This is a genomic window from Microcoleus sp. AT9b-C3, assembly GCF_036705485.1.
GTDB lineage: Bacteria > Cyanobacteriota > Cyanobacteriia > Cyanobacteriales > Microcoleaceae > Microcoleus.
Genome location: NZ_JAUBUR010000002.1, coordinates 132,240 through 154,667 on the forward strand (window position 1 = coordinate 132,240; position 22,428 = coordinate 154,667).

Genomic DNA, 22,428 nt, shown 5'->3' on the forward strand with positions numbered 1-22,428 from the left:
GGGCGATCGCCCGGAAGTGTCGCAACCGACTAGCAACGGCAGAATATCAGTATACAGGCGATCGACCGTTAGTGCGATCGACCGATGGCCAAACTCAGACCAACAAATCCTTTAACCCGCTATAAGTAAGGGGGAGGTGCGCCTTACGCACCCTAGGAGGGGATGCGATCCGTCGGCGCCCAGAGGTTTTTGATTTATTAATGAACTAAAAACTTGTTAACTTTTTAATTTCACCCTCACAACTCACAAATCCAACTTAATAACTATTTTTAGTATTAGCTAGCGTGACCAATTTTCTGTCGAACAGGAATCTCGATCGCAAACTCTGTTCCCTCACCCAGAATAGAAAAACAATCCAGCTTGCCCCCATGTTTTTCAGTAACAATTTGATAGCTGATCGACATCCCCATTCCCGTTCCTTTGCCAATCGGTTTAGTTGTGAAGAAAGGATCGAAAATGCGCTGCTTAATCTCTTTCGATATACCCGAACCGTTATCGACGATCGCAATCTTCACCCACTCAGCATCGATTGCAGAGGTTCGGATGGTAATTTGACTGGGATTTTCTTTAATTTCCTGGTACTTCCGCCGCGCATTACTCTCTTCCAAGGCATCAATAGCATTGGAGAGAATATTCATAAACACTTGATTGAGCGGGCCTGCATAGCACTCCACCAGCGGTAGAGAAGCGTAGTTTTTAATCACCTGAATTTCCGGTCTTTCTGAGCCAGCTTTGAGGCGGTGTTGCAAAATCATCAGAGTGCTGTCGATCCCTTCATGAATGTTTACTGCTTTAATATCAGCTTCGTCGATGCGGGAGAAATTGCGGAGGGACAGCACAATGTTCCGAATGCGAGCGGTGCCGGTTTGCATGGATGACAGCATTTTTGGCAAATCCTCTTGAATAAATTCCAAATCAATCTCTCCGGCTTCGGCTTGAATTTCATCCACCGGATGTGGATAGTGTTGTTGGTAGAGTTGCAAAAAATCTAACAAATTCCGGGTGTATTCTTGGACGTGAGCCAGGTTTCCGTGAATAAAGCTGACTGGGTTGTTAATTTCGTGGGCAACTCCAGCCACCAGTTGTCCCAAACTAGACATTTTTTCACTTTGAATCATCTGTGCCTGGGTGCGCTGCAATTCCTTTAATGCGGTTTTGAGTTCAAGGGTACGTTCTTCTACTCGCGCTTCTAGTTCTGCATTGCTGTTTTCTAAAGCGATGAAAGATTCGCGCAATTGCCCTCCCATGTGGTTAAAAGAGCGGCCGAGAATGTTGAGTTCTGCGATGTTGCCTGGTTCTACGGTGTGTTCTAAATCACCGGATGCTATTGCTTGACTTGCCTGATTCAAGCGCCGGATGGGACGGGCAATCCAGCGGGAGGTGAAAATGCCGATCGCCGTTGCCACTGCCAGCGCCCCCAAACACAGGATAATCGTGGTTATGGTGTTGGCATGAATCTGTGCCATGAAACTGCTTTCCGGGATGCTAGTTACTACCAACCAGTCCAACCCATATTGGTCGCGCCAGGGCGCAATATGCGTGTGATATTTTTCTCCTTGAAAATCGACGTTCACTTCTTGATTATTGGTAATAGTCTGAAAGTCGGGAATCTGTTGCTGAAGCTGCTGGGCAATACTCCGTAAAACCGGGTTAGAACTGTCGGTAGCCTTGAGGCGCTTAATTTCTTTATTGGCTACGATAAAAGGCTGCTCTTGGGAGGAATTGGCAACCAACATCCCATTGCGCTCCATAATAAATACTTGCCCGGAGCGGCTGACATCTAAGTTTCGCAAAAATTCGCTCAGTTTTGATAGATGGATATCTGCCTCCACCACGGCAATGAGTTTTTTGTTGTCATCATAAACTGGACGACCTGCTGATGCCGCAATGTAGGGCAGATAACTGGGATTGTAAAAGGTATAAATCCCACTCCATATCGGTTTTCCTGCTTTCACAGGTTTAGTATACACAGGCTCGTTGAGGGTATCCCACGGACTTGTGTCCAAAATGCGAGTCCGGTTGCCATCGTTGTCGGTTGAGTAACTAGTCGTATTTTCGGGCAGGCTTGGGGTTTTGGTTCGTGAATCCTCGATGACAATATTACCATCGTAGCGACCCGCTCCTGCGGCTTCGCCGGTGGGAAGGTTTACGCTAATGTAGGTCAGGTCGTAGGCTTGCATTTGATGCCAGAAGTATTTGCCGAGGGTTTTGCGATCGCGCAAATCGAGCAATCCCATGCGAATTACATCAGCATTGATCTGGATAACTTGCTGCGGAATCGACAGATAGGCATCCAAATGGTGAGATACCTCGCTGCAGGTGCGCTTGATTAACTGCTCACCTAGATCGTGAACCGCTTTCTCACCATTTTTGAACGATATGTATCCCACCAGCCCCACAGCGCCAAAAACTTGCAGTAGGAAGGGAACAATCAAGACAAGCTGCAACGGCAATGCCCGGACTTTGCTGGATGAAGGCTTTTTCATGAGTTGTAAATCAGGGATCGAGAACTACAGCTACAACTCCAGCTTGCAACAATTTTTGCTGATCGTCCAAATTTCGATCTGCCCTCAACAGGATCATCAAACGTTTTTGATTGATGAGTTGGAGGATTGGCAGGTGCGATGAGGCTTTTGTTTGCTAATGCCCAAAGTGCGATCGGCTTAACAGGTTAAGACTTATAGGCGATCGTATAAGCTACTTTAAAAGAGTTATGCGTTTCTGATGTTAAAATATTTGCCAGATAGGAATTAGATAAAATTAATATTTCACAGCGTCAAGAAAACCAAAGCTGGTAGCTATAATTAAAGAGTAAGTGAAAAAAAACAACTCGCTCAAACGATATGGCAACAACATTGTACGAGAAAATGGGCGGAGAGCCAGCCATTAAAGAGATTGTGGATGATTTTTACCGCGATGTTTTGGCTGACGAGACAGTGAGCCACTTCTTCGATCATACAGATATGGAAAAGCAGCGCCGCCATCAAACTGCTTTTATCTCCTATGCCCTCGGCGGCATGAAGCAATACTCAGGCCGTTCAATGGAGAAAGCACACGCAGGCTTAAATTTACAGCCTGAACACTTTGATGCGATTGTGAAGCATTTGACCGATGCCATAATTGCCCACGGGGCCTCCCAAGAGGATCTCGATGAAGCGCTAGGTAAGGTCGCGGCTTTGAAAGAGGCTATTTTGTACAAGTAAGATCGAGTGAATGCAAGAGGGTTTTTGCAGCCACTAGAATAGTGATAAAAGTGGAGATTTCGTAATTTTGCAGCGAAAGCTCCACTTTGTTGTTGGCCGCATATATATAATGAACTGCGAAGACGCGAAGGAAGAGAAGAGTACACAATTGAGGCGAGCAGTCCTATAGTTATTTAATCGGTATCCCGTAGGAGTCGTGGGAAGCAATCGCGCGATCGATACAGTAGTAGATTTAAGTTATTTCTGACATCTTGTACCGTTATCAATAACAGGCAAGATGCCTGTTCCACAAAGACTAAATTTTCTTGTGGAACAGGCATCTTGCCTGTTCATAAAGCCTGATTGAGAAGGGTGCAAGGTGTCAGTTATTTTTGACTGGGTTTATTGATACCGGTTTTCTTTTTTATTGTAGCTTATGTGGCTAGCCACGGTATTGCTGAAGTAGATTTTACCGTATTTGTTCATTTACTTGAAATGCTGAGAAGTTATATTCATCCTTTAGCTAGATGACGGTAGTCAAGTGCGGCTTGCACGATCGGTTTACCAATTGCAAATTACCAATTACCAAATCGTATATGCCGCAATACTTCGGAAAACTTCAAAAAACCGAACAGCCTTGGTCAACAATCGGTTCGGTAGAATCCATAAATAAAACCGATCGCACCTTTCACTTTAATTGCGGTGAAACTTCCCTAAACCTCAGTATCCTCGCGCCGAATTTGATCCGAGTGCGAATGTCCCCGACAGGTGAATTCAAAAGCCGATCGCACTCAATAACTGTCCCTGACGAAGAGTGGGAAATTACACCATTTGAAGTGCGAGAAACAGACGAAAAGATAGAAATTGAAACATCACAAATATTGATTTCTGTCAAGCGATCTAGCTCTGCAATTGAATGCTTTGACAAATCGGGAAAACCCTTTGCTAGCGACTGCGATCCCAGTATGGGATGGCGCACGGGCGCAACCGCAGGCTGGAAACGCATCGAAGCAGACGAACACTTCTACGGTTTCGGACAACGCACCGGCTTCCTCGACAAACTCTCGGAAGTCAAGACAAATTGGACAATAGACGCGCTTGACTACAATTCCCTCAGCGATGAAATGTACCAGGCGATCCCATTTTACATCGCCCTGAATCCCGATCGCGCTTACGGCCTCTTTTTCAACACTACATTTTGGAGTCAGTTCGACATCGGCGCCCAACAACCGGGAGTTTTGCGGATGGAAACCAGAGGCCCGGAACTCGATTACTACATCATTTACGGCCCGGAACCCGCCCAAATTCTCGCTACCTACACGCAGTTAACCGGCCGGATGCCGCTTCCGCCAAAATGGGCGCTGGGATACCACCAATGCCGCTGGAGCTACGACTCCGAGGACGTTGTGCGGGAGTTGGCGAAGGAATTTCGCGATCGCGCCATTCCCTGCGATGTCATCCACCTCGACATCGACTATATGAACGGCTACCGCATTTTTACCTGGAGCCCGAAGCGTTTCCCCGATCCCGCGAAACTGATCGCAGACTTGAAAGCAGCCGGTTTTAAGGTTGTCACGATTGTCGATCCCGGTGTCAAGTACGAACCGGAAGGAGATTATGAAGTATTCGATGAGGGTGTGGAGAATGACTATTTCGTCCGCACCGCAGAGGGAAGGCTATTCCACGGTTACGTTTGGCCCGAAAAAGCGGTGTTTCCCGACTTCCTGCGGCCAGAGGTGCGCCAGTGGTGGGGCGACTTGCACAAAAACCTTACAGATATGGGCGTTGCGGGGATTTGGAACGACATGAACGAACCTTCGATCGCAGAACGGCCTTTTGGCGACGGCCACCAACACATCTGGTTTCCCCTGGATGCACCGCAAGGCCCGGAATCCGAGGGCGCCACCCACGCGGAAACGCACAATTTGTATGGGTTGATGATGGCGAAAGCTTGTTCGGAAGGGTTGCAAAAAGTGCGATCGAACGAGCGATCTTTTGTGCTGACGCGATCGGGTTTTGCGGGCATTCAGCGTTACTCCTCGGTATGGATGGGCGACAATCTATCGCAGTGGGAATACTTAGAAATGTCGCTACCGATGCTTTGCAATATGGGGCTTTCCGGCGTGGCGTTTGTCGGTTGCGACATCGGGGGTTTTGCGGAGAATGCAACCGCTGAATTGTTCGCGCGGTGGATGCAAATGGGAATGCTGTATCCCTTGATGCGCGGTCATTCTGCGATAAATACGGCCCAACACGAACCGTGGGTTTTTGGCGATCGCACTGAGAAGATTTGCCGCGAATACATGAATTTGCGCTATCAGTTGTTGCCTTATATTTACACGTTGTTTTGGGAAGCAGCGACGACGGGAACACCGATTTTGCGACCGTTACTATATCAATTTCCGCGCGATCGGGCAACTTACCACCTTTACGATCAAGTATTACTCGGCCCGTCGCTGATGGCTGCACCCGTTTACCGGCCAGGAGTTGAACACCGCGCTGTGTATTTGCCGGAGGGTACTTGGTTTGATTGGTGGACGGGCGAATGCTATCAGGGCCCGATGCACATTTTAGCTTATGCACCTTTGGAGAGAATGCCGCTTTACGTGCGGGGCGGGGGCATAATTGCGATGGAACCCGTGAGGCAATTTGTCAGCGAAGAACCGCTTGAGTCATTAAAAATGCGAATTTGGCCCGGAAGTGGTGAATGGACGCTTTATGAGGACGACGGACACAGTTTTGAACATGAAAAAGGTGTCTGGGCAACGACTAATTACAAAGTGTATTTGGAAGAGGAAAAAATCATCGTTGAAATTGCCGCGCGCGAGGGTCAATTTTCGATTTCTGAACGCGAAGTTATTGTGGAAGTTGTTGGCGTTGGCGAACAGCGATTTACAGATGACGGTACGGTGCTGCGTTTGACATTTGGATAACTTTGGCATAAAGCGGTTTATGCTATGGTGGGATTCATTCAGGGCGATCGCTCGATCTGGTAGAGTTTGAGAGGGAAAGGGCGATCGTCTGTGATTCCATTGTGGCTATATAAAATTCATTTCAAGGGTAGCAAAGATGTTAATGGGTTAGAGAAATCCCAAAAAAATATCCAAAAAATTCGGCAAAGGGGTTGGATAAATTGTAAAGTCAAGGTTTTGAGGATAGTGTTTCCCCTGAAGACCGAAATAATTTTAAAGTATTACAAGAACAATGGAAAATTTATCAGTATGATTATCTCCCATATAGCTCTGAAAAATTGGCGCAATTTTCAGTCAGTGGATGTTGATTTGCGCGATCGCGTTTTTGTGGTAGGCCCTAATGCTTGTGGTAAGTCAAACTTTCTCGATTCATTGCGCTTTTTGCGGGATCTGGCTAAAGCAGGAGGCGGATTGCAGAAAGCCGTGAGCGATCGACGTGGCGTATCAAAAATTCGCAGTCTTTATGCGCGCCGTTATTCAGATGTAGAAATAGAAATTCACCTTTCCGAATCTAATGCCCAACAGCCATTATGGAGGTATGGGCTGGGAATTAAACATAGAAAAGGCGGCAAAAATGAGCCGATTGTTGCCTACGAACGAGTTTGGAAAGGTGAGCGCCAAATTGTCAATCGGCCTACTCAAGAAGATGACAAAGATGAGCTACGTCTCACCCAGACTTATTTAGAGCAAATTAATGCCAATGCAGAATTTCGAGAAATTGCTAAGTTTTTAGAATCGATTTTATATTTACATTTAATTCCTCAGTTAGTTCGCCATCCCGAAGCTTTTGCTACCCCTGGACTTTCCGAAGATCCTTTTGGGAGAACTTTTTTAGAGCGAGTTGCTAAAACTACCGTAAAAACCCGAAAATCGCGATTAAAAAAAATTGAAGATGCTTTAAAGCTGGCTGTTCCACAATTGAAAAACCTCACAGATACCAAAGATGTGATGGGAGTTCCGCATTTGGAAGCTGTTTACGAACATTGGCGGCCCGGAGCAGGAAAACAACGGGAAGACCAATTTTCTGACGGAACGTTACGGTTAATTGGTTTGCTCTGGTCGCTGCTAGAATCCGATTCATTATTGTTACTAGAAGAACCAGAACTTTCCTTAAATTCGGCGATTGTTAGCAATTTACCGTCTCTGATTTATCGCCTTCAGCGCCCGAGAAAGCGACAGGTTATTCTTAGTACCCATAGTGCGGATTTGCTCTCAGACAAAGGCATTGGTGGCGAAGAGGTGCTGCTAATGACACCGACTCCTGAAGGAACTCAGGTAAAACTTGCTTCAAGTAATGAACAAATCAAAATGCTATTAGAAGGAGGTTTAAGCATAGCTGATGCTGCACTTCCTCTTACAGCACCGCCCGACATCGAACAAATGAGTTTATTCAAATGACGGATATTCCCATCAATTTAGTGTTTGAGGATGCACTGAGTGAAGCAGTTCTTAAACAAATGCTCAAACAGTCTCAACGTCCTTTTTCAGTGGGACAGTGCTTGAATCAGAGAGGATATGGCAAAATTAAAAAGATTATTTCTGGGTTAAATTATGCGGCCAAGGGAATGCCATACTTAGTATTAACTGATTTGGATAATGCAGAATGCCCGTTAGTAATTATTTCGGAGTGGTTCACTCAACCAAAACATCCTAATCTGCTGTTTCGGATTGCTGTTAAAGAAGTGGAAGCGTGGTTACTTGCACATCGAGAGGGCTTTGCCCAATTTCTGGGTATTTCAGTAGACTTGATTCCTGGCGACGCGGATCGAATTGCTGACCCCAAGCAGCTTTTAATCAATCTGGCTAAAAAGTCAAAGAAGCGAAATCTGCGGGATGCGATCGTCCCCAATCGCAATAGTACGGCAAAAATTGGTAAAGACTACAATGGTCAACTGATCCAGTTTGTCAATCAAAGTTGGCAGGTTGCGTCAGCACAGACTAATTCCCCCAGTTTGGAACGAGCTATGAATGCGATCGTAAATTTTCAACCAACTTGGGAAACTTGAGGAGAAAAACCAATCCTGTACCCTCTCAATGGTTGGCAAACAGTTAATAACTACTGTTACAATATACCGTCCGGGGATGAGTAGACCCGACACCTACCCACAAACTATGCAACCCATCCAAATTACCACCTTCCAAGCTTTGTGGCGCAGCCTGGGCCTGATAATCAAAGCCGCACCAATAGAACTCCGCAATTTAATAATACTCAACATCATCGGCGGTGCTGCCCCATCTGCCGTGCTTTTTTTAGATAAATTAATCATTGATGAAGTATCTAGGTTGCTGTCGCAAACCCAAACAGCACAGCCATTTGCTTTGATGCTTTCCCGGCCAATATTGCTGTGGAGTATTGCCGGAGTCTTAAGTCTCAGGTTAGTCGGCGATGCCCTAGACACAATGGGCTCTTTTGTCTCGACATCTTTGCGCGATCGCGTTCAAGGCTTTGTCGAAGGAAAAGTCATCGAAAAAGTCGCCAATTTCGACGATATTGCCCTGTTTGAAAACCCTGAACTATTAAATATAGTAGAACTAGCCAAAACTGGAGTATTCAAAATACAGCAACTAGCCTTTACCATCAGCATGACAGTCACGGGAATTTTTATATTTATTCCATCGATAGGTCTTGCTGCTGCGATAGCTTGGTGGGTGCCAGTGCTGATGTTGATTTCATCCTGCCCCTCAATTTACATCCAAAGAAAATATAGCAAAATCATCTGGAGAGTTCAAAGAAAGCAAGCTAAAATAACTCGTGAAATGAACTTATCCGCTAGAGTCTTGACGGGCGAAGAATATGCTAAAGAATTGCGTTTGTTTGGGTTGCAGGAACTTTGGCTCAAACGCTGGCAGGGTCAGTTTTTGCAGTTTTTTAGCGAGATGCAGCAAATCCGAAAAAAAGGAGCAATTGTTTTACTTTTGTGGTCAGTGTTTAGTAGAATCGGAGTAGCTTTGCCATTTGTTTATGTGGTAATGGGAGCTTTGGGTGGTCGCTATACTTTGGGAGATTTGGCGCTTTATTCGGGTTTGATTGTTCAGGTGGAGCAAAGTTTGCAATTACTTATAGGCAATTATGCTAATTTGTACGATATCTCTCTCGGTGTTAGTCCAATTTTTCAACTTTTGGAACTCAAGCCAGAATTGCAGTCTCCGCTTGGGGATGTAGTATCTCGCCTGCCTAATTTACCAGAAGGCGGGCAAGATTCGGGCTTGACAAAAGATAAAATTGGCATCGAGATTAAGGATTTATCTTTTTGCTATCCCGGTAGCAATAAAAGCACGGTTGAAGATATCAACTTAACGATTAATCCGGGTGAAATGCTAGTGCTTGTTGGTGAAAATGGCGCGGGTAAAACAACCCTTGGCAAACTCCTCGGCCGCCTGTACGACCCGACAAGTGGTACGATCGCCTGGAATGGCAAAGATTTGCGATCGTACTCTCTAGCATACGTGCGATCGCGCATCGCCGTCGTCATGCAAGATTACGCCCGTTTCCCCTCCACAGTCCGCGAAAACGTCGGTTTCGGCGACTTGCTTTCACTGTCAGATGACACCGCAATTAACGAAGCTATTTCCGAAGCAGGAATTAGCGCAAAAGTAAATAGTCTTTCCGCAGGTTTAGAGACTCCGTTGGGGAAACAATTAGAAGACGGCATAGACTTATCGGGGGGACAGTGGCAAAGAATTGCGATCGCCCGCGCCTTAATGCGGCTTTCTACAGCCGAAGTGCTCATTTTTGACGAACCAACCGCCGCCCTCGACCCCAAGACAGAACACGAAATTTACAGCATCTTCCGCCAAATAGCCGCCGGGAAAACAACCATAGTCATCAGTCACAGATTGGGATTGGCCAAAATTGCCGATCGTATCGCCGTCATGGAAAACGGTAAAATAGCAGAAATAGGAACTCACGACGAATTGATCGCATCAAACGGAATTTATTGTGCGATGTTCACCCGTCAAGCTAGCAGCTATATTTAGAGTCAAATCAACAGTCAGCCAGGGGTTTTAACCCCTGTCTCATAGCGAAATTCGGTTGAAACCGACTGGCGAGATATTGCAATGCTTGTTCAAAAATGTGTCTTTCAGTCCTCTTTGAGAGGACTTTTGCTATGAGACGGGGGTTTTCAACCCCCGGCGGACTTGTGGGTTAGCGTGGGGAATTTGGCGCGGGTGATTGTAATAAATTATCGCGGATTTGCGATCTAATTTCTCTCGTTAGGTGGCGAGAAACCGAGTTTCTGCGACAATTTTCAGTTTAGTACGAGAAATATCGGAAGAAACCCGGTTTCTGGGATTAGCTGCGTGGCGAGAAACCGGGTTTCTGCGACAATTTGCGCCTGAGCACGAGAAATATCGGAAGAAACCCGGTTTCTGAGCGTGCGATCTTTTTGGGAAAATTGTCGGAAACTGCGATCTATAATAAAACCAACCTAGTTGGCGATAATATCAACGATGGAAACTATAACTCTCAACCTACCTGCCGCCGTCGCTTTAACCGACGAACAATTTTATCAATTGTCCATCGCTAATGAAGAGTGGCGATTAGAACAAACCCCCGAAGGAGAACTAATTATTATGCCTCCAACAGGCGGCGAAAGCGGCATCAGAAATTCTGATCTCAACCTACGAGTCGGCTTGTGGAATGAACGGACTCAATTAGGAAAAGTCTTTGACTCTTCCACCGTCTTTCAATTACCCAACGGTGCGAAGCGTTCTCCCGATGTTTCTTGGGTACTCCGAGAACGCTGGGAAGCATTATCTGCAGAAGATAAGCGCAGGTTTCCTCCCCTGTGCCCGGATTTTGTAATAGAACTGCGATCGCAAAGTGATTCCCTAGAAACATTGCGGGCTAAAATGCGGTATTATCGAACTAACGGCTGTCGCTTAGGTTGGCTAATTGACCCCCAAACGCCTTTAGTAGAAATCTATCGGTTGTCTGAAGATGTAGCAGAAGTGATTAATTTCTCTTTTGACCAACCGCCTACACTTTCGGGTGAAGATGTACTTCCCGGATTTCTTCTAGATATTACACCTATTCTCAATCCTTGAATTTCAATCCATTTTCTTTAGTTAGCTGACGAGAAACCGGGTTTCGGCGAATAATTTGGGTTGAGTACGATAAATATAGGAAGAAACCCGGTTTCTGAGATGAGCCTCCATCCACAAAAATGATGAGCAATTATCTCCCCGTCAGCGTATCCGCATAAGGATCGGGCAAAGCTTGCTGCACTTCAAGCGACAAAGAATCTCCAGTCAACGGTTGGCTAATCAAATTTTTTTTTACCCCATCCCCCCGGCGATCGCGCTCTTGCAGCTTCAGCAATTCCTCTTGATAAACAGCAACAATTCGCCCTAAACTCAGCACTAAATCATCCCAATTATCATCTCCCACCAACTTCTCAGAAATTCCCTCAAATAACTCTCCCGCTTGCCTTTTTTGAACATAAGCTTTCAACAGCTTTCCCGACTTTTGCAAAACGGCCTGATAAATATCCCCATCAGACCACCACAGCCCCTGTTGACTCAGGAGCCAAGTCAAAATATACTCGCGAGCGTGTTGCTCCTTCACCCAAGCCGCGAGATACTGCAAATCTTCCATAGTTACAACAGTCTCCTAAATCTTCCTTAAAATGTCCGCTTGTTTGTATCTACCGTTACTGCGATCGACATAATACCTGCCTTATCATCACCTGCCCGCGTCATTAATATCGCTTAAATCTTAAAAAAACCCTACTGATTTACCAAACAGCAATTCTGAGAATATAAAAATAAACCTAAACCTCCTAGGTCTATTGTCCAATACTTTTAGTCCACCGGAAAGCGGTACACCCCGCCTCGCTTTCCTCTCTCGCAAACCTATCCTCAAGCGGGAACAACCAGCGGGTTATTAGCATGACAAAGCAAAATTTTGGTTTAATCGGTCTAGCCGTGATGGGCGAAAACCTCGCGCTCAACGTCGAAAGCAGAGGCTTCTCCGTGGCTGTGTACAACCGCACCGCTGCTAAAACCGACGACTTTATGGCACAACGCGCCCCCGGCAAGAATATTGTAGCCACCAAGACTCTGACAGAATTCGTCGATGCCCTAGAAACCCCGCGCCGAATCTTAGTCATGGTGCAAGCTGGGAAACCTGTAGATGCGGTCATCGACCAACTCAAACCCATGCTGTCACCGGGCGACATGATTATTGACGGCGGCAACTCGCTCTACGACGACACCGAACGCCGCACCAAAGATTTAGAATCGATGGGACTGGGATTTGTCGGCATGGGCATCAGCGGCGGCGAAGAAGGCGCGCTCAACGGTGCGAGTTTGATGCCCGGTGGCACCCGTACTGCTTACGGTCTACTAGAGCCAATTCTCACCAAAATTGCGGCTCAAGTAGATGACGGCCCCTGCGTCACATTCATCGGCCCCGGTGGCGCTGGCCACTACGTGAAGATGGTTCACAACGGCATTGAGTACGGTGATATGCAGCTCATTGCTGAAGCCTACGATTTGCTCAAAAACGTTGGTGGGTTGGACGGCAAGCAGTTGCAAGAAGTTTTTGCCGAATGGAATACCACAGACGAACTCAACTCGTTTTTGATTGAAATTACGGCTAACATTTTCAAGTACATTGACCCGGAAACTAAGCAACCCTTAGTTGAGGTAATTATGGACGCAGCCGGTCAAAAAGGCACCGGCCGCTGGACTGTTATGAGTGCTTTGGAATTGGGCGTGAGCATTCCCACAATTATCGCTGCTGTGAATGCCAGAATCATGTCTTCTTACAAAGACGAGCGCGTTAAAGCTTCCCAAGAACTGACCGGGCCTAGCGGCAAGTACGAAGGCGATACTAAAGAGTTTGTGAACAAAGTTCGGGATGCCCTTTACTGCTCGAAGATTTGCTCCTACGCGCAAGGCATGGCACTTTTGAGCGCGGCCTCTAAGTCTTACGGTTACGACTTGAGTTTGAGCGAAATTTCCAGAATTTGGAAAGGTGGCTGTATTATTCGGGCTGGCTTTTTGGACAAGATTAAAACAGCTTTCAAGGACGATCCCACGTTGCCGAATTTGCTGTTAGCGCCGGAGTTCAAACAGAGCATTCTCGATCGCCAATCGGCTTGGCGAGACGTGTTAGCTACTGCTTGCCAACTGGGGATTGCAGTGCCAGCATTTAGCGCCTCCCTGGACTATTTCGACAGCTACCGCCGTGCTCGATTGCCGCAAAACCTCACGCAAGCTCAGCGCGATTATTTTGGGGCTCACACCTACGAACGCACCGACAAACCGCGCGGCGAATTCTTCCACTCTGAGTGGACGCAGACTGCTAAAGAATCGCTGCAAACCGGTACTACCGATTAATTAATTTTTGTAGGGTGCGTTTCGGCGCACCTTACTAATTATTCTGGGGTTGCAAATTGTTTAGACGTTTGTTTTGGAGATAGGTTTTAATATATTCGTCGTTAAAGAGCGATCGCGTCGTTTATAGTAATCTATGTAATATCAATTCCGGTTGGATCGGAATGATTGTTGACTGTTGACTGTTGGCTGTTGACTCGATTTTATTATTCCGATGCAACCGGAAACGATATAATTTTATGAAACCTTTTATAGTCAGAGCTGCTGCCGTTCTAGGTGAAATTGCGATCTCAGTATTGGATACATTGAAAGAAGAAGAGTCAAGAAAACGTTTATTAGACAGTGGTATTCTGGAAGTAGATGAAATGACGGGAAAAGAGTTTGAAAATTTTCTCTATTTCCATTTTATAAACGGTGGCTATAGTGTTACTTTAACTCAAGATAGTCAAGATTATGGGGCGGATTTAATTTTATACAAAGATGGGTTAAAAACCGTGGTTCAAGCGAAAAGAAGCAAAAATCCAGTTGGGATTAAAGCAGTTCAAGAAGTAGCAGGAGCCGTCAGACATTACAAAGGAAATAAAGGCAGAGTCATCACCAACAACCGATTTACAGAAAATGCTTACAATCTTGCTAAATCTAACGACGTAGAGTTATGGGATAGAAAAAAACTCATCGAATTCATCTTGACAGCTAAGAATTGTAAATAATTTATATACTAAACTAAGTTATATATAAAAGATGCACTGCTTTCCCAGTATCTTTAATTTCACTGATGATGAATCATGCTACAAATTTCTAATACAGTGTTCATAGACGATCGCGAAATCGAGATTAGTGCCATTCGCTCTCAAGGCGCGGGGGGGCAAAATGTAAATAAGGTGGCCAGTGCGATTCACTTGCGCTTTGATATCCCAGCTTCTTCATTGCCCGATCGCTACAAGGAGCGTTTGTTGCAAATCAACGACCAGCGCATCACCTCCGAAGGTGTGATTGTGATTAAAGCGCAGGAACACCGCAGCCAGGAACAAAACCGGGAGGAGGCTTTGAGACGGCTGCAAGAACTGATTAAAAGTGCGATCGTCATACCGAAAAGGCGCAAACCCAGCAAAGCAACTCGTAGTTCCCAGCGCAAGCGTCTCGACAGCAAAACCAAGCGAGGGCAGATTAAAGCTTTGAGAGGGAAAGTCACGGATTGATCGATGAAAGATCCTTGTCACCCTCTAGACATCGATCGGTTGCAGTTAATTCCGGTCGAAATGGATGATTGCAGGCTCAGTTGCAGTTAGCCCTGGGTTTGTGTTGCAGTTAATCCTGGCTCAACAGTAATTTCAGTTGCAATTAATCCATCCTCAAAAATCGCAGCCTTGCAGGGACAGAGCGTTTAGTATTGCAGGTCGCTACACCTAGGGGGGAAAATCTATACCCTAGTACCAGAACTGTTGCGCGATCGCCCGATCTACAATTGAGGCAGTGGGCTTCGACTTTTAATGGAAGCAGAATATTGAGGAATTTATGGCAATTAAGGTGATTGGTGCAGGTTTTGGACGAACGGGAACGCTATCTATCAAAGCTGCTTTAGAAGAACTCGGTTTTAGTAAATGCTACCACATGGTAGAACTTCTAACACACCCTTCTGATGTAAAGTTCTGGGAGGATGCCAGCCAGGGAAAACCAGTCAATTGGGATGCTTTGTTTGATGGCTACCAAGCAATAGTAGATTACCCAGGTTATCGTTACTACAGTCAACTTATGCAGCACTATCCTGATGCTAAAGTTCTGTTGAGTATTCGAGATGCAGATAGTTGGTATGAGAGTACCTTGAAAACAATCTACCAAGCAGGGCCAAAAGGTTGGGAGAAGCTAAAGATGGCTTTATCGCTCCCATTTTCTCCAAAGCTGCGGAATCTAGTTCGCATCTTCCGCATGGCAGATAAAGATGTTTGGGGGAAGGATTTTCAAGGGAAATTTGAGGATAAACCCTACGCGATCGGAATTTTCAATCAACACATTGAAGAAGTCAAACGTTTGGTTCCACCAGAGCGCCTGTTAGTTTACCAAGTGAAGGAGGGTTGGGAACCCTTGTGTCACTTCCTTGGCGTATCTGTTCCTCCTGACAAGCCTTTTCCACATCTCAACGATCGCGCCACATTTCAACAGGCATCAAAAGAGCTTTACTAGCATTGAAGTTCCTGCCCAATTAAAAATTACTTATTATCACGATGTACCTTTCCCCCCCTTCCAGGGGTAGGTTCGATCTTGGTCGGGTTAAGGTCGATCGACCTCACAGCCTGACTCAAAATTGTATCAAATGTCAACACCATGATTTAGCTGTGCTTGTTAGTTGTCGTTCGGTGAGGGCTCACGACTTGGTAAGTCATCGGGAATTTTAGTTACGTCTAATCCTAAAACCTCAAACATAGTTTTTAGAGAAACCTGGTACAGGTTAGCCAGTGCAGCTACGTTTTCAACAGTTGGCATAGACTTTCCTGATTCCCAGTCAGCTTGCATCCGCTCAGAAACGCCGATATGTTGTTTGACTTGAGGGCGGGTTAGCCCAGCTTGTTCTCTGAGAAGCCTTAATGGAGACTTTTCCTTTTCTTGCGAATTTTCGGCCACAATACCTGAAGCTTGTTTCACGGCTTCTAGCTTCTTGACCTCCGCCGAAAGATGAAGTACACTTAATGCTTGTAGGTCATCGGGAATTTTGGCTACGTCTAATCCCATACATCTAGCAAGTGTTTTTAGAGGTACGCCTAGCTCGCGCGCCAGAGCAATGACGCGATCGAAGCGAGGAATGGATTCCCCTCGTTCCCAATCGCCAATAATGCGAATTCCTACCCCCATTCGACGACTAAGTTCGGGCTGGGTCAAATTTGCACTTTCTCTAAGGTTTTTCAAGGTTATCGTTTCTCGATCTTCAGCTTCCATTAATTATAGCAGTTAATTGCTAGCAAAATAGTGCTTGACATCCTTGGTATCTGGCACTAAACTGCTAGTAGATAGGAAAAGCAAGGGCGGCCGGGCGAGCCTCCTTTCGTCAAAATGCAGGTTTGAAGAACCGCCTGATTTTTCGTGTCTATCAATTGTGCTTGCATACCCAAGCGTATTTTCGGGGGTTGGGCGCATACCTCAAGCCCCTTTTTCTCAACGCCGAGGAGGTGGTGTTATGTAAAAGGTCGATCGACCTCACAGGACAACACAACTCAAAATTGTATCAGCAGTAAGAATTTTTTAACTGTTGGTTTAATTTAATTGCTAATTCGGCCCAAAGCTCTCTGGAAGTTCATCTATTTTTTCTATTTTTAGTTCTCGGCAAATAGCTTTCAACTGAAAGAGAGAAAATTTTGGTTCTGTGGCTCCAGATATCCATCTATGATACGTGGCCCTGGGAATCCCACATCTAAAAGCAAACTCATCTTGTGATAAGTCTGTTTTGTTGATTCTTAGGGCTTCCAATGGTGAATTGCCCTCCTGTCTTCGTTCTTTTCTTGATGACATTGTAACATAAATCTCAATTTGAGATGTCATACTTGACATAATTAAATTGACATCTCATAATGAGACAGAAGTAACAGAACAAAAGCTGGTCGGTCAGGCCGAACAGCCAAAACGTGCAGTTTTGAATAACCGCTTTGAGGTGATGCCATGTAAAAGGTCGATCGACCCACAGCACAACCCAACTCAAAATTGTACCAAAGATCCCGACCAAAACTTCAACTTTGCGATCGCACAACTTCCGTGCTATCGTGCCCTTTCTCGAACCATTCCAGATCATGTCCACATCAATTGACAACTTCTACCTAGGCGATGTCGCCTCCAACTTTCACTTTGCAGGCCCGCTGCTAGACTTTGAAGAAGAAATCCAGAATCAATCTCCCTTTCACGATTTAGACTACCTGACAGGCGAAATTAAAAGGGGATTTCTCGACTACGTGCGGCAAGGAATCATGCTGGACGCCATCCGAAAACTGCGATTGTACAAAGACAAGTTCAAAACTTTTAAAAGTTACTGCGAACAAGCATTAGGCAGGCAGTATTTTTACTGCACGCAAATTATCAAAGCTGCGAGTATTTGCCTGCGCTTAATTAAAGCTGGATTTGAGATTTTGCCTAGCTGCGTCGCTCAAGTTGTCCCTTTGTTCAAACACGCAATTACCGACCAATATGGCGACTGTCGTTTACAGGAAAAGTGGCAAGAAGTTGTCGATGTCATACCAAAAGAAAGGATTACCGCAGTAACTATTGCCGAAACAGTTGACAACAATCCCAACCTCCGGCTCAAACAAATTCGCATTAAAACCGACACCTACGCCATTTTAACGAAAAAAGCAGCCGCAGCCGGACTGTCAATTTCCGAATTTTTGGCAAGGTTGGTTGGCGAATACAATCCCAGAAATTTAGAGCAGCCAGCGGAACATACTCCCGAACAAGAGGAGATTTTAGACCAATTAGACGCGGAGTTTAAGAAGCCGGCAACGGAACAGACTTCAACTTCTGCCCCAGGAAAAGTTAAGTCTAAAGGTTTTGGAGTCAAAGTTGGCCCTAAAGGTGGTAAAAGGGAAGTTAAGGCGAAAACTTCGGAAAGGGAAGTTAAGGCAAAAACTTCGGAAGGTGAAGTTAAGTTCAAAAATCGGCAAAGTGAAATCAAAGCCGAGAAACAGTCGAATTCATTTAATGAGAAAAATCATGAAGTCATCTGCCCAAAATCCAATCATGCGTCAACTGAAATTAATGGAGGCTCAACTGAACGAAATTCAGTGCCACCTTATTAAAGCCACTGTGTTGAATTGGTGGCAAATAGTTTTGCCTGACGGACAAAAGATTGCGATCGAGCACGCGGGCGGCGGACACTGGATTTTTCGGGCTAACGGGCTGGAAAAATCTCATCCAGAAGTGCGGCTAGCGGTGTTAAGGGCGATCGCCGAGGGCTGTCGCCGATAAGTTACGGCTAAGGACACGGCGCAGTGCCGTGTCCTGAGATGGACTGGCGATCGGATTTGATATGATTTGGAGATGCTGGGGGCGATCGACATTAGTTGCGTTTACAGTCGGAATTTCCCAACTGTGGGGCCAAGTTTAAAGTTCCCGCGTTGTGGGCGGAGGGTTGGTGTCAACGATGTTTTGGGTTTTGGGGAGCAATGCCTTAGCAGAGCCTGTTCCTACATCGAGGCCAAGCAGCATTAGGCTAGCCCTCAATTCGTGACATTTTCCCAGACTATACTCAAAAGACTTCTCCAATAATCAACTTGAAATCCTTGTACCGAGGTAGCTGAAGCTTAATTTGCGGAGATGTTTAATGCTCTGCCTTACTCTATTCGATGAAGCATTTGCTCAATTGTCTCCACTAACGTTTCAGGCTCAACGGGCTTGGGAAGATGCTTTTGAAATCCGGCTGCTAGTGCTTGCTGTTGATTAGTCTCACCTGCATACGCTGTCAGAGCGATCGCGGGAATCTGCCCTCCATCATCTGTCGATAGTTGTCTGATTTGACGAATCAACTCATAGCCATCGATTTGTGGCATCCCAATATCAGCAATCAAAACATCTGGCTTAAATTTAGTCAGTTGTTGTAGCGCCTCTGTGGCTGAAGATACATAGATCACGGTGGCTCCCGCTTGCTCCAAAATACATTGAACTAACTCTAAATTGTCTACTTCGTCATCGACGGCCAGGATACATAATCTAGCCAAGGGTGAAGTGTGAGCATTGAGTGATAGATTGTCCTTGCGATCGCTGTTTGCATCATTGCTTCTGGCTAATAAGGGAAGTGTGACAGTAAATGTTGCTCCCTGTCCTTCTCCAAAACTTTCGGCTTTGACAGTCCCACCATGTAGCTCAACGACGTGACGCACGATCGCTAATCCCAGCCCTAACCCACCAAATGTTCTCGTAATACTGCTATCGGCTTGCCGAAATGTGTCAAATACATAGGGAATAAATTCTGGCTTAATCCCTTTTCCTGTATCCCTGACTTGAATTTGAGCAAAGGAATCAATCCTTTTTAGCTCAACTTCAACTCGACCTCCAGTTGGGGTGAACTTAATGGCATTGGTGAGCAAATTCCAGACAACCTGTTGCAATCTGGTAGCATCTCCTAACACATCGCCGACATTGGGTTCTAGGTGAGTTTGAATTTGAATGTTTTTCGCTTCGGCGGCTAAACGAACTGTTTCGATCGCAGCTTTAAGAGTTGTTTTCAAATTAATAGGAGTAGAGTCCAAACTCAGCTTGCCTTGCAGAATGCGAGAAATATCCAGCAAATCCTCAATCAGTTGAACTTGCAACTGGGTATTGCGTTCAATCGTTTCGAGAGCTAGCGCCGTCTTGCGAGAATCCAGGGTTCCCCTTCGCAGCAGTCGAGTCCAACCCAGAATCGGATTCAACGGAGTTCGCAATTCGTGCGACAAGACAGCTAAGAACTCATCTTTAATTCGGTTAGCTGCTTCTGCTTGTGTCCGTGCTTGCGATTCTGACTCGTAGAGACGTGCTCGGTCGATCGACTGCGCCGACTGCTGTGCCAGTGCCAAAACAAAAGCCCGATCGCTCTCGGAAAGTCGGGGAACAGTCGAAAAACTCAGCGATAGCCCACCAACGGCTTGTCCTTCAATCAACAATGGCACGGAAATCCAGGCTTCTGAGCCAGCCTTGGCATACGCTTCGGCTAAATGAGGATAACGGGCAATTCGGTTTTCAATAGTTTCTACCCAAACAGGTTGCCCACTTCGCACAGCTTCTGCGAGAGGATAGGGTGCATGAATTGAAAAACTACGCAGAAAGTCTTCTACGTGTTCATAGCCAATGGCTTGAATAATCTCCAGTTCGCTCGCATCCTGGTTTAATACCGCAACCAAACCACAACTTGCTCCGAGTGCGGACATTCCCTGTTCAATAATCACCTGAGCCACTTGAGCCGAAGTTAGGGATTCAGACAAAGCCGTCATCACCGCCAGCAGTCGAGCCGTCCGGTTAGCAGCGAGTTCGGCGGCTAATTTCGCTTGTTGTGTTTCATTATAGAGACGAGCGTTATCAATGGCGATCGCTGCCCGACGAGCCAAATCTTCAGCTAGGGCAATGTCTTCTAGGCGATAGCGGCGATCGGATTCAGTAAACACAAAGGTAATGCTACCCAACACGCGCCCGCGTGCTTGTAGGGGTGCAATGATGCAGGACTTTAACCCAACTCCACGTAAGATTTCCAGGTATTCAGCATTCGGCACTGCGGCAACTAACTGTTCATCTGTAATCTCAATCCCAATTTCAACCTGTCCTGTTTGCATCACTTTAGCAATGCCATACCCATCATTGAGATGTCTGGGAAAGCGTTGAGCCAACTCCCAGCCAAACTTGACTTTTTCGGGATCACAATGAGCCACCGCAACACGACCAATTGTGCGATCGTCATTCAGCAGATCGACACTACACCAATCTGCAAAATAAGGAACTGCCAGCTTTGCAACGCTTTGGAGAGTTTGTTCATACTCTAGTGAAGAGGAAAGGATAGCACTCACTTGGGCTAAAAATGCTGATTGTTGTTGAGAAACCTCTGCTAAAGCACGGGCTGCCTGTTCTTGAACAAGCTGTACTCGTTCGTCTTCGGTTTGCTTGCGTTCAGTAATGTCGCTGAAAGCAGCAATGATATTGATAATTTGTCCCTCCGCGTCAAACAAAGGGGAAGCATTGATCGAGAGAATCCTGCGAGTTCCATCGGCATGGCAAATACCATGTTCTATACCATAAACAGGCTCACCAGTTTCCATCACCCTCGCAAACGGCAGTTCATCTTCTGGGAAAGGATGACCATCCACAGTTGTAATGAACCAGGATGGATCGTTATAACCTCGCTCCACAATGTCGCTGCTAGTTAATCTTAAAATCCTCTCTGCTGTCCTATTTGCGGCAATAATCTGTCCGGTAGAATCTAGAATAATGATGCCATCAGGAATAGTTTGGAAGATGCTCGATAATTGCGCTTCACGCTCACGCAGAGCAGTTTCTGCCTGCTTGCGTTGTGTAATGTCGTGCATCACGACCACTGCACCCTGTTTTTCGCCATTGGCGGCAATAATCGCCTGTCCAGTTGCTAACAGCATTCGCGCAGTTCCCTGCTGCGGAACAATCATCATTTCCACATCACGAACGTTGTGCCCTTGCAATGCCTGGAACAGGGGAATATCCTCTGTATTCATCCGTGTTTTGCCGTCGGGCAAATACAAGTTATAATACTGGGCCCATTGCTCCGGTGGAACTGGCTGCTGAGGTACTCCATGAAAATCTTTAGCTGCTTGGTTAAATACCGTCAATATGCCCTCGGCATCGCACGCTACAATGCCAGCTTGAACGTTGTTTAAAATTGCCTTCAAAAAGTCCTGTTCTTTTTGAAGAGTGGCTTCCACCTGCTGGCACTTGGCGATTTCGGCTTTCAATTGTCGATCGAGTTGAGATGTTTGAGTTGTGTCTTGGAAGTAAATAAGTAAGCCATCTTCACTCTTGATGAGGCGAATTCTCAACCACTTGTTGACTGAGGGGTAATGTTCTTCAAACTCGATCTCTGTTGGCGTTACTATCGCTTGATGACAATACTTATATAGCTCAGAAGTAAGATCGATCGAAAATATAGTCCATATATTTTTGCCTATCAGGTATTGCCGCTTTTTGTTTAAAAGCTGCTCTGCTTTATGGTTGACATAGGTGCAGTGCCACTCTGAATTAATAGAAATAAAGGCCTCTGCCATGTGATCGACTATCACCGCAAATCGTCGTGCTTCGAGTGCTTGGCAGTCCGTACATAGCTCTTGAGAAAAATTTACAGTAAGCTCTTCTCGATCATTCAAGGAGTGTGTACGTTCTACATTCATTGCGGTTAGTCCTGCCTATTTACCTATTATACCGATCCTAAATCATTTGTGTAATTATTGTAGGGGCAAAAC

18 protein-coding genes are annotated in these 22,428 nt (G+C 45.8%); 13 read left to right on the forward strand and 5 right to left on the reverse strand.

Features of this window, described 5'->3' with window-relative positions; genetic code table 11:
- Positions 1-275: 275 nt before the first annotated feature.
- Positions 276-2,486, reverse strand: coding sequence for an ATP-binding protein (locus QUB77_RS02360; RefSeq protein ID WP_333173328.1), 2,211 nt, complete (start codon positions 2,484-2,486; stop codon positions 276-278).
- 357 nt (positions 2,487-2,843) lie between these two features.
- On the opposite strand from QUB77_RS02360, the gene QUB77_RS02365 reads away from it, so the two are divergent.
- The 6 genes from QUB77_RS02365 to QUB77_RS02390 all read left to right on the forward strand — a co-directional run bounded on the left by QUB77_RS02365 (position 2,844) and on the right by QUB77_RS02390 (position 11,203).
- Positions 2,844-3,203 carry a group 1 truncated hemoglobin gene (locus tag QUB77_RS02365; protein WP_333173329.1) on the forward strand — a complete coding sequence of 120 codons (360 nt, stop codon included), beginning with the start codon at positions 2,844-2,846 and terminating at the stop codon, positions 3,201-3,203.
- A gap of 575 nt (positions 3,204-3,778) precedes the next feature.
- Complete coding sequence (locus tag QUB77_RS02370) at positions 3,779-6,115, forward strand: glycoside hydrolase family 31 protein (protein ID WP_333173331.1); 2,337 nt, start codon at positions 3,779-3,781, stop codon at positions 6,113-6,115.
- Between the two features lie 288 nt (positions 6,116-6,403).
- Positions 6,404-7,552, forward strand: a complete 1,149-nt coding sequence (locus tag QUB77_RS02375) for an AAA family ATPase (protein WP_333173333.1) — start codon at positions 6,404-6,406, stop codon at positions 7,550-7,552.
- Positions 7,549-8,160: a hypothetical protein gene (locus tag QUB77_RS02380; RefSeq protein ID WP_333173336.1), complete on the forward strand. Its 612-nt coding sequence runs from the start codon at positions 7,549-7,551 to the stop codon at positions 8,158-8,160. The genes QUB77_RS02375 and QUB77_RS02380 overlap by 4 nt, the downstream gene beginning before the upstream one ends.
- Positions 8,161-8,266: 106 nt before the next feature.
- Positions 8,267-10,132 (forward strand): ABC transporter ATP-binding protein, encoded by a 1,866-nt coding sequence (locus QUB77_RS02385; protein ID WP_333173338.1) that lies wholly within the window; start codon positions 8,267-8,269, stop codon positions 10,130-10,132.
- 474 nt (positions 10,133-10,606) lie between these two features.
- On the forward strand, positions 10,607-11,203 hold the full coding sequence (locus QUB77_RS02390) for a Uma2 family endonuclease (protein ID WP_333173340.1): 597 nt from the start codon (positions 10,607-10,609) through the stop codon (positions 11,201-11,203).
- A gap of 130 nt (positions 11,204-11,333) precedes the next feature.
- On the opposite strand, the gene QUB77_RS02395 is transcribed toward QUB77_RS02390, so the two are convergent.
- Positions 11,334-11,753: a hypothetical protein gene (locus QUB77_RS02395; RefSeq protein WP_333173342.1), complete on the reverse strand. Its 420-nt coding sequence runs from the start codon at positions 11,751-11,753 to the stop codon at positions 11,334-11,336.
- Between the two features lie 293 nt (positions 11,754-12,046).
- Here QUB77_RS02395 and gnd point away from each other — a divergent pair, with 293 nt between their 5' ends.
- The 4 genes from gnd (at position 12,047) to QUB77_RS02415 (ending at position 15,679) form a co-directional block, all read left to right on the forward strand.
- Entirely contained in the window at positions 12,047-13,501 is a 1,455-nt protein-coding gene (gnd, locus tag QUB77_RS02400) for a decarboxylating NADP(+)-dependent phosphogluconate dehydrogenase (RefSeq protein WP_333173344.1), read from the forward strand.
- Between the two features lie 236 nt (positions 13,502-13,737).
- Positions 13,738-14,208: a restriction endonuclease gene (locus tag QUB77_RS02405; protein WP_333173346.1), complete on the forward strand. Its 471-nt coding sequence runs from the start codon at positions 13,738-13,740 to the stop codon at positions 14,206-14,208.
- A gap of 75 nt (positions 14,209-14,283) precedes the next feature.
- Positions 14,284-14,697, forward strand: coding sequence for an alternative ribosome rescue aminoacyl-tRNA hydrolase ArfB (arfB, locus tag QUB77_RS02410; RefSeq protein ID WP_333038823.1), 414 nt, complete (start codon positions 14,284-14,286; stop codon positions 14,695-14,697).
- 316 nt (positions 14,698-15,013) lie between these two features.
- Positions 15,014-15,679 (forward strand): sulfotransferase family protein, encoded by a 666-nt coding sequence (locus QUB77_RS02415; protein WP_333068930.1) that lies wholly within the window; start codon positions 15,014-15,016, stop codon positions 15,677-15,679.
- A 159-nt stretch (positions 15,680-15,838) separates the two neighbouring features.
- On the opposite strand, the gene QUB77_RS02420 is transcribed toward QUB77_RS02415, so the two are convergent.
- Together QUB77_RS02420 and QUB77_RS02425 are read right to left on the reverse strand one after the other, a co-directional pair.
- Positions 15,839-16,429, reverse strand: coding sequence for a helix-turn-helix transcriptional regulator (locus QUB77_RS02420; RefSeq protein WP_333173348.1), 591 nt, complete (start codon positions 16,427-16,429; stop codon positions 15,839-15,841).
- 327 nt (positions 16,430-16,756) lie between these two features.
- On the reverse strand, positions 16,757-17,038 hold the full coding sequence (locus QUB77_RS02425) for a helix-turn-helix transcriptional regulator (RefSeq protein ID WP_333173350.1): 282 nt from the start codon (positions 17,036-17,038) through the stop codon (positions 16,757-16,759).
- Between the two features lie 7 nt (positions 17,039-17,045).
- On the opposite strand from QUB77_RS02425, the gene QUB77_RS02430 reads away from it, so the two are divergent.
- Genes QUB77_RS02430 through QUB77_RS02440 form a run of 3 tightly spaced genes read left to right on the forward strand, consistent with a single transcriptional unit; the run spans position 17,046 to position 18,442 of the window.
- Positions 17,046-17,291 carry a hypothetical protein gene (locus QUB77_RS02430; RefSeq protein WP_333173352.1) on the forward strand — a complete coding sequence of 82 codons (246 nt, stop codon included), beginning with the start codon at positions 17,046-17,048 and terminating at the stop codon, positions 17,289-17,291.
- A complete protein-coding gene (locus QUB77_RS02435) occupies positions 17,275-18,273 on the forward strand; it encodes a hypothetical protein (protein WP_333173355.1) in 999 nt (332 codons plus the stop codon). Before QUB77_RS02430 ends, QUB77_RS02435 begins: the two co-directional genes overlap by 17 nt.
- Positions 18,274-18,280: 7 nt before the next feature.
- Entirely contained in the window at positions 18,281-18,442 is a 162-nt protein-coding gene (locus tag QUB77_RS02440; protein WP_246276752.1) for a hypothetical protein, read from the forward strand.
- A gap of 365 nt (positions 18,443-18,807) precedes the next feature.
- Here the strand turns inward: QUB77_RS02440 and QUB77_RS02445 are convergent, their stop codons facing one another.
- Positions 18,808-22,356 carry a PAS domain S-box protein gene (locus tag QUB77_RS02445; protein ID WP_333173357.1) on the reverse strand — a complete coding sequence of 1,183 codons (3,549 nt, stop codon included), beginning with the start codon at positions 22,354-22,356 and terminating at the stop codon, positions 18,808-18,810.
- Positions 22,357-22,428: the final 72 nt, after the last annotated feature.

What these genes read in the sequence shown, in the direction of transcription:
- QUB77_RS02420 (WP_333173348.1), bottom strand. Translation starts at nt 16,429, where the DNA reads ATGGAAGCTGAAGATCGAGAAACGATAACCTTGAAAAACCTTAGAGAA.
- QUB77_RS02370 (WP_333173331.1), top strand. Translation starts at nt 3,779, where the DNA reads ATGCCGCAATACTTCGGAAAACTTCAAAAAACCGAACAGCCTTGGTCA.
- QUB77_RS02375 (WP_333173333.1), top strand. Translation starts at nt 6,404, where the DNA reads ATGATTATCTCCCATATAGCTCTGAAAAATTGGCGCAATTTTCAGTCA.
- QUB77_RS02390 (WP_333173340.1), top strand. Translation starts at nt 10,607, where the DNA reads ATGGAAACTATAACTCTCAACCTACCTGCCGCCGTCGCTTTAACCGAC.
- QUB77_RS02435 (WP_333173355.1), top strand. Translation starts at nt 17,275, where the DNA reads ATGTCCACATCAATTGACAACTTCTACCTAGGCGATGTCGCCTCCAAC.
- QUB77_RS02385 (WP_333173338.1), top strand. Translation starts at nt 8,267, where the DNA reads ATGCAACCCATCCAAATTACCACCTTCCAAGCTTTGTGGCGCAGCCTG.
- QUB77_RS02415 (WP_333068930.1), top strand. Translation starts at nt 15,014, where the DNA reads ATGGCAATTAAGGTGATTGGTGCAGGTTTTGGACGAACGGGAACGCTA.
- QUB77_RS02360 (WP_333173328.1), bottom strand. Translation starts at nt 2,486, where the DNA reads ATGAAAAAGCCTTCATCCAGCAAAGTCCGGGCATTGCCGTTGCAGCTT.
- gnd (WP_333173344.1), top strand. Translation starts at nt 12,047, where the DNA reads ATGACAAAGCAAAATTTTGGTTTAATCGGTCTAGCCGTGATGGGCGAA.
- arfB (WP_333038823.1), top strand. Translation starts at nt 14,284, where the DNA reads ATGCTACAAATTTCTAATACAGTGTTCATAGACGATCGCGAAATCGAG.
- QUB77_RS02395 (WP_333173342.1), bottom strand. Translation starts at nt 11,753, where the DNA reads ATGGAAGATTTGCAGTATCTCGCGGCTTGGGTGAAGGAGCAACACGCT.
- QUB77_RS02425 (WP_333173350.1), bottom strand. Translation starts at nt 17,038, where the DNA reads ATGTCAAGTATGACATCTCAAATTGAGATTTATGTTACAATGTCATCA.
- QUB77_RS02365 (WP_333173329.1), top strand. Translation starts at nt 2,844, where the DNA reads ATGGCAACAACATTGTACGAGAAAATGGGCGGAGAGCCAGCCATTAAA.
- QUB77_RS02405 (WP_333173346.1), top strand. Translation starts at nt 13,738, where the DNA reads ATGAAACCTTTTATAGTCAGAGCTGCTGCCGTTCTAGGTGAAATTGCG.
- QUB77_RS02380 (WP_333173336.1), top strand. Translation starts at nt 7,549, where the DNA reads ATGACGGATATTCCCATCAATTTAGTGTTTGAGGATGCACTGAGTGAA.
- QUB77_RS02445 (WP_333173357.1), bottom strand. Translation starts at nt 22,356, where the DNA reads ATGAATGTAGAACGTACACACTCCTTGAATGATCGAGAAGAGCTTACT.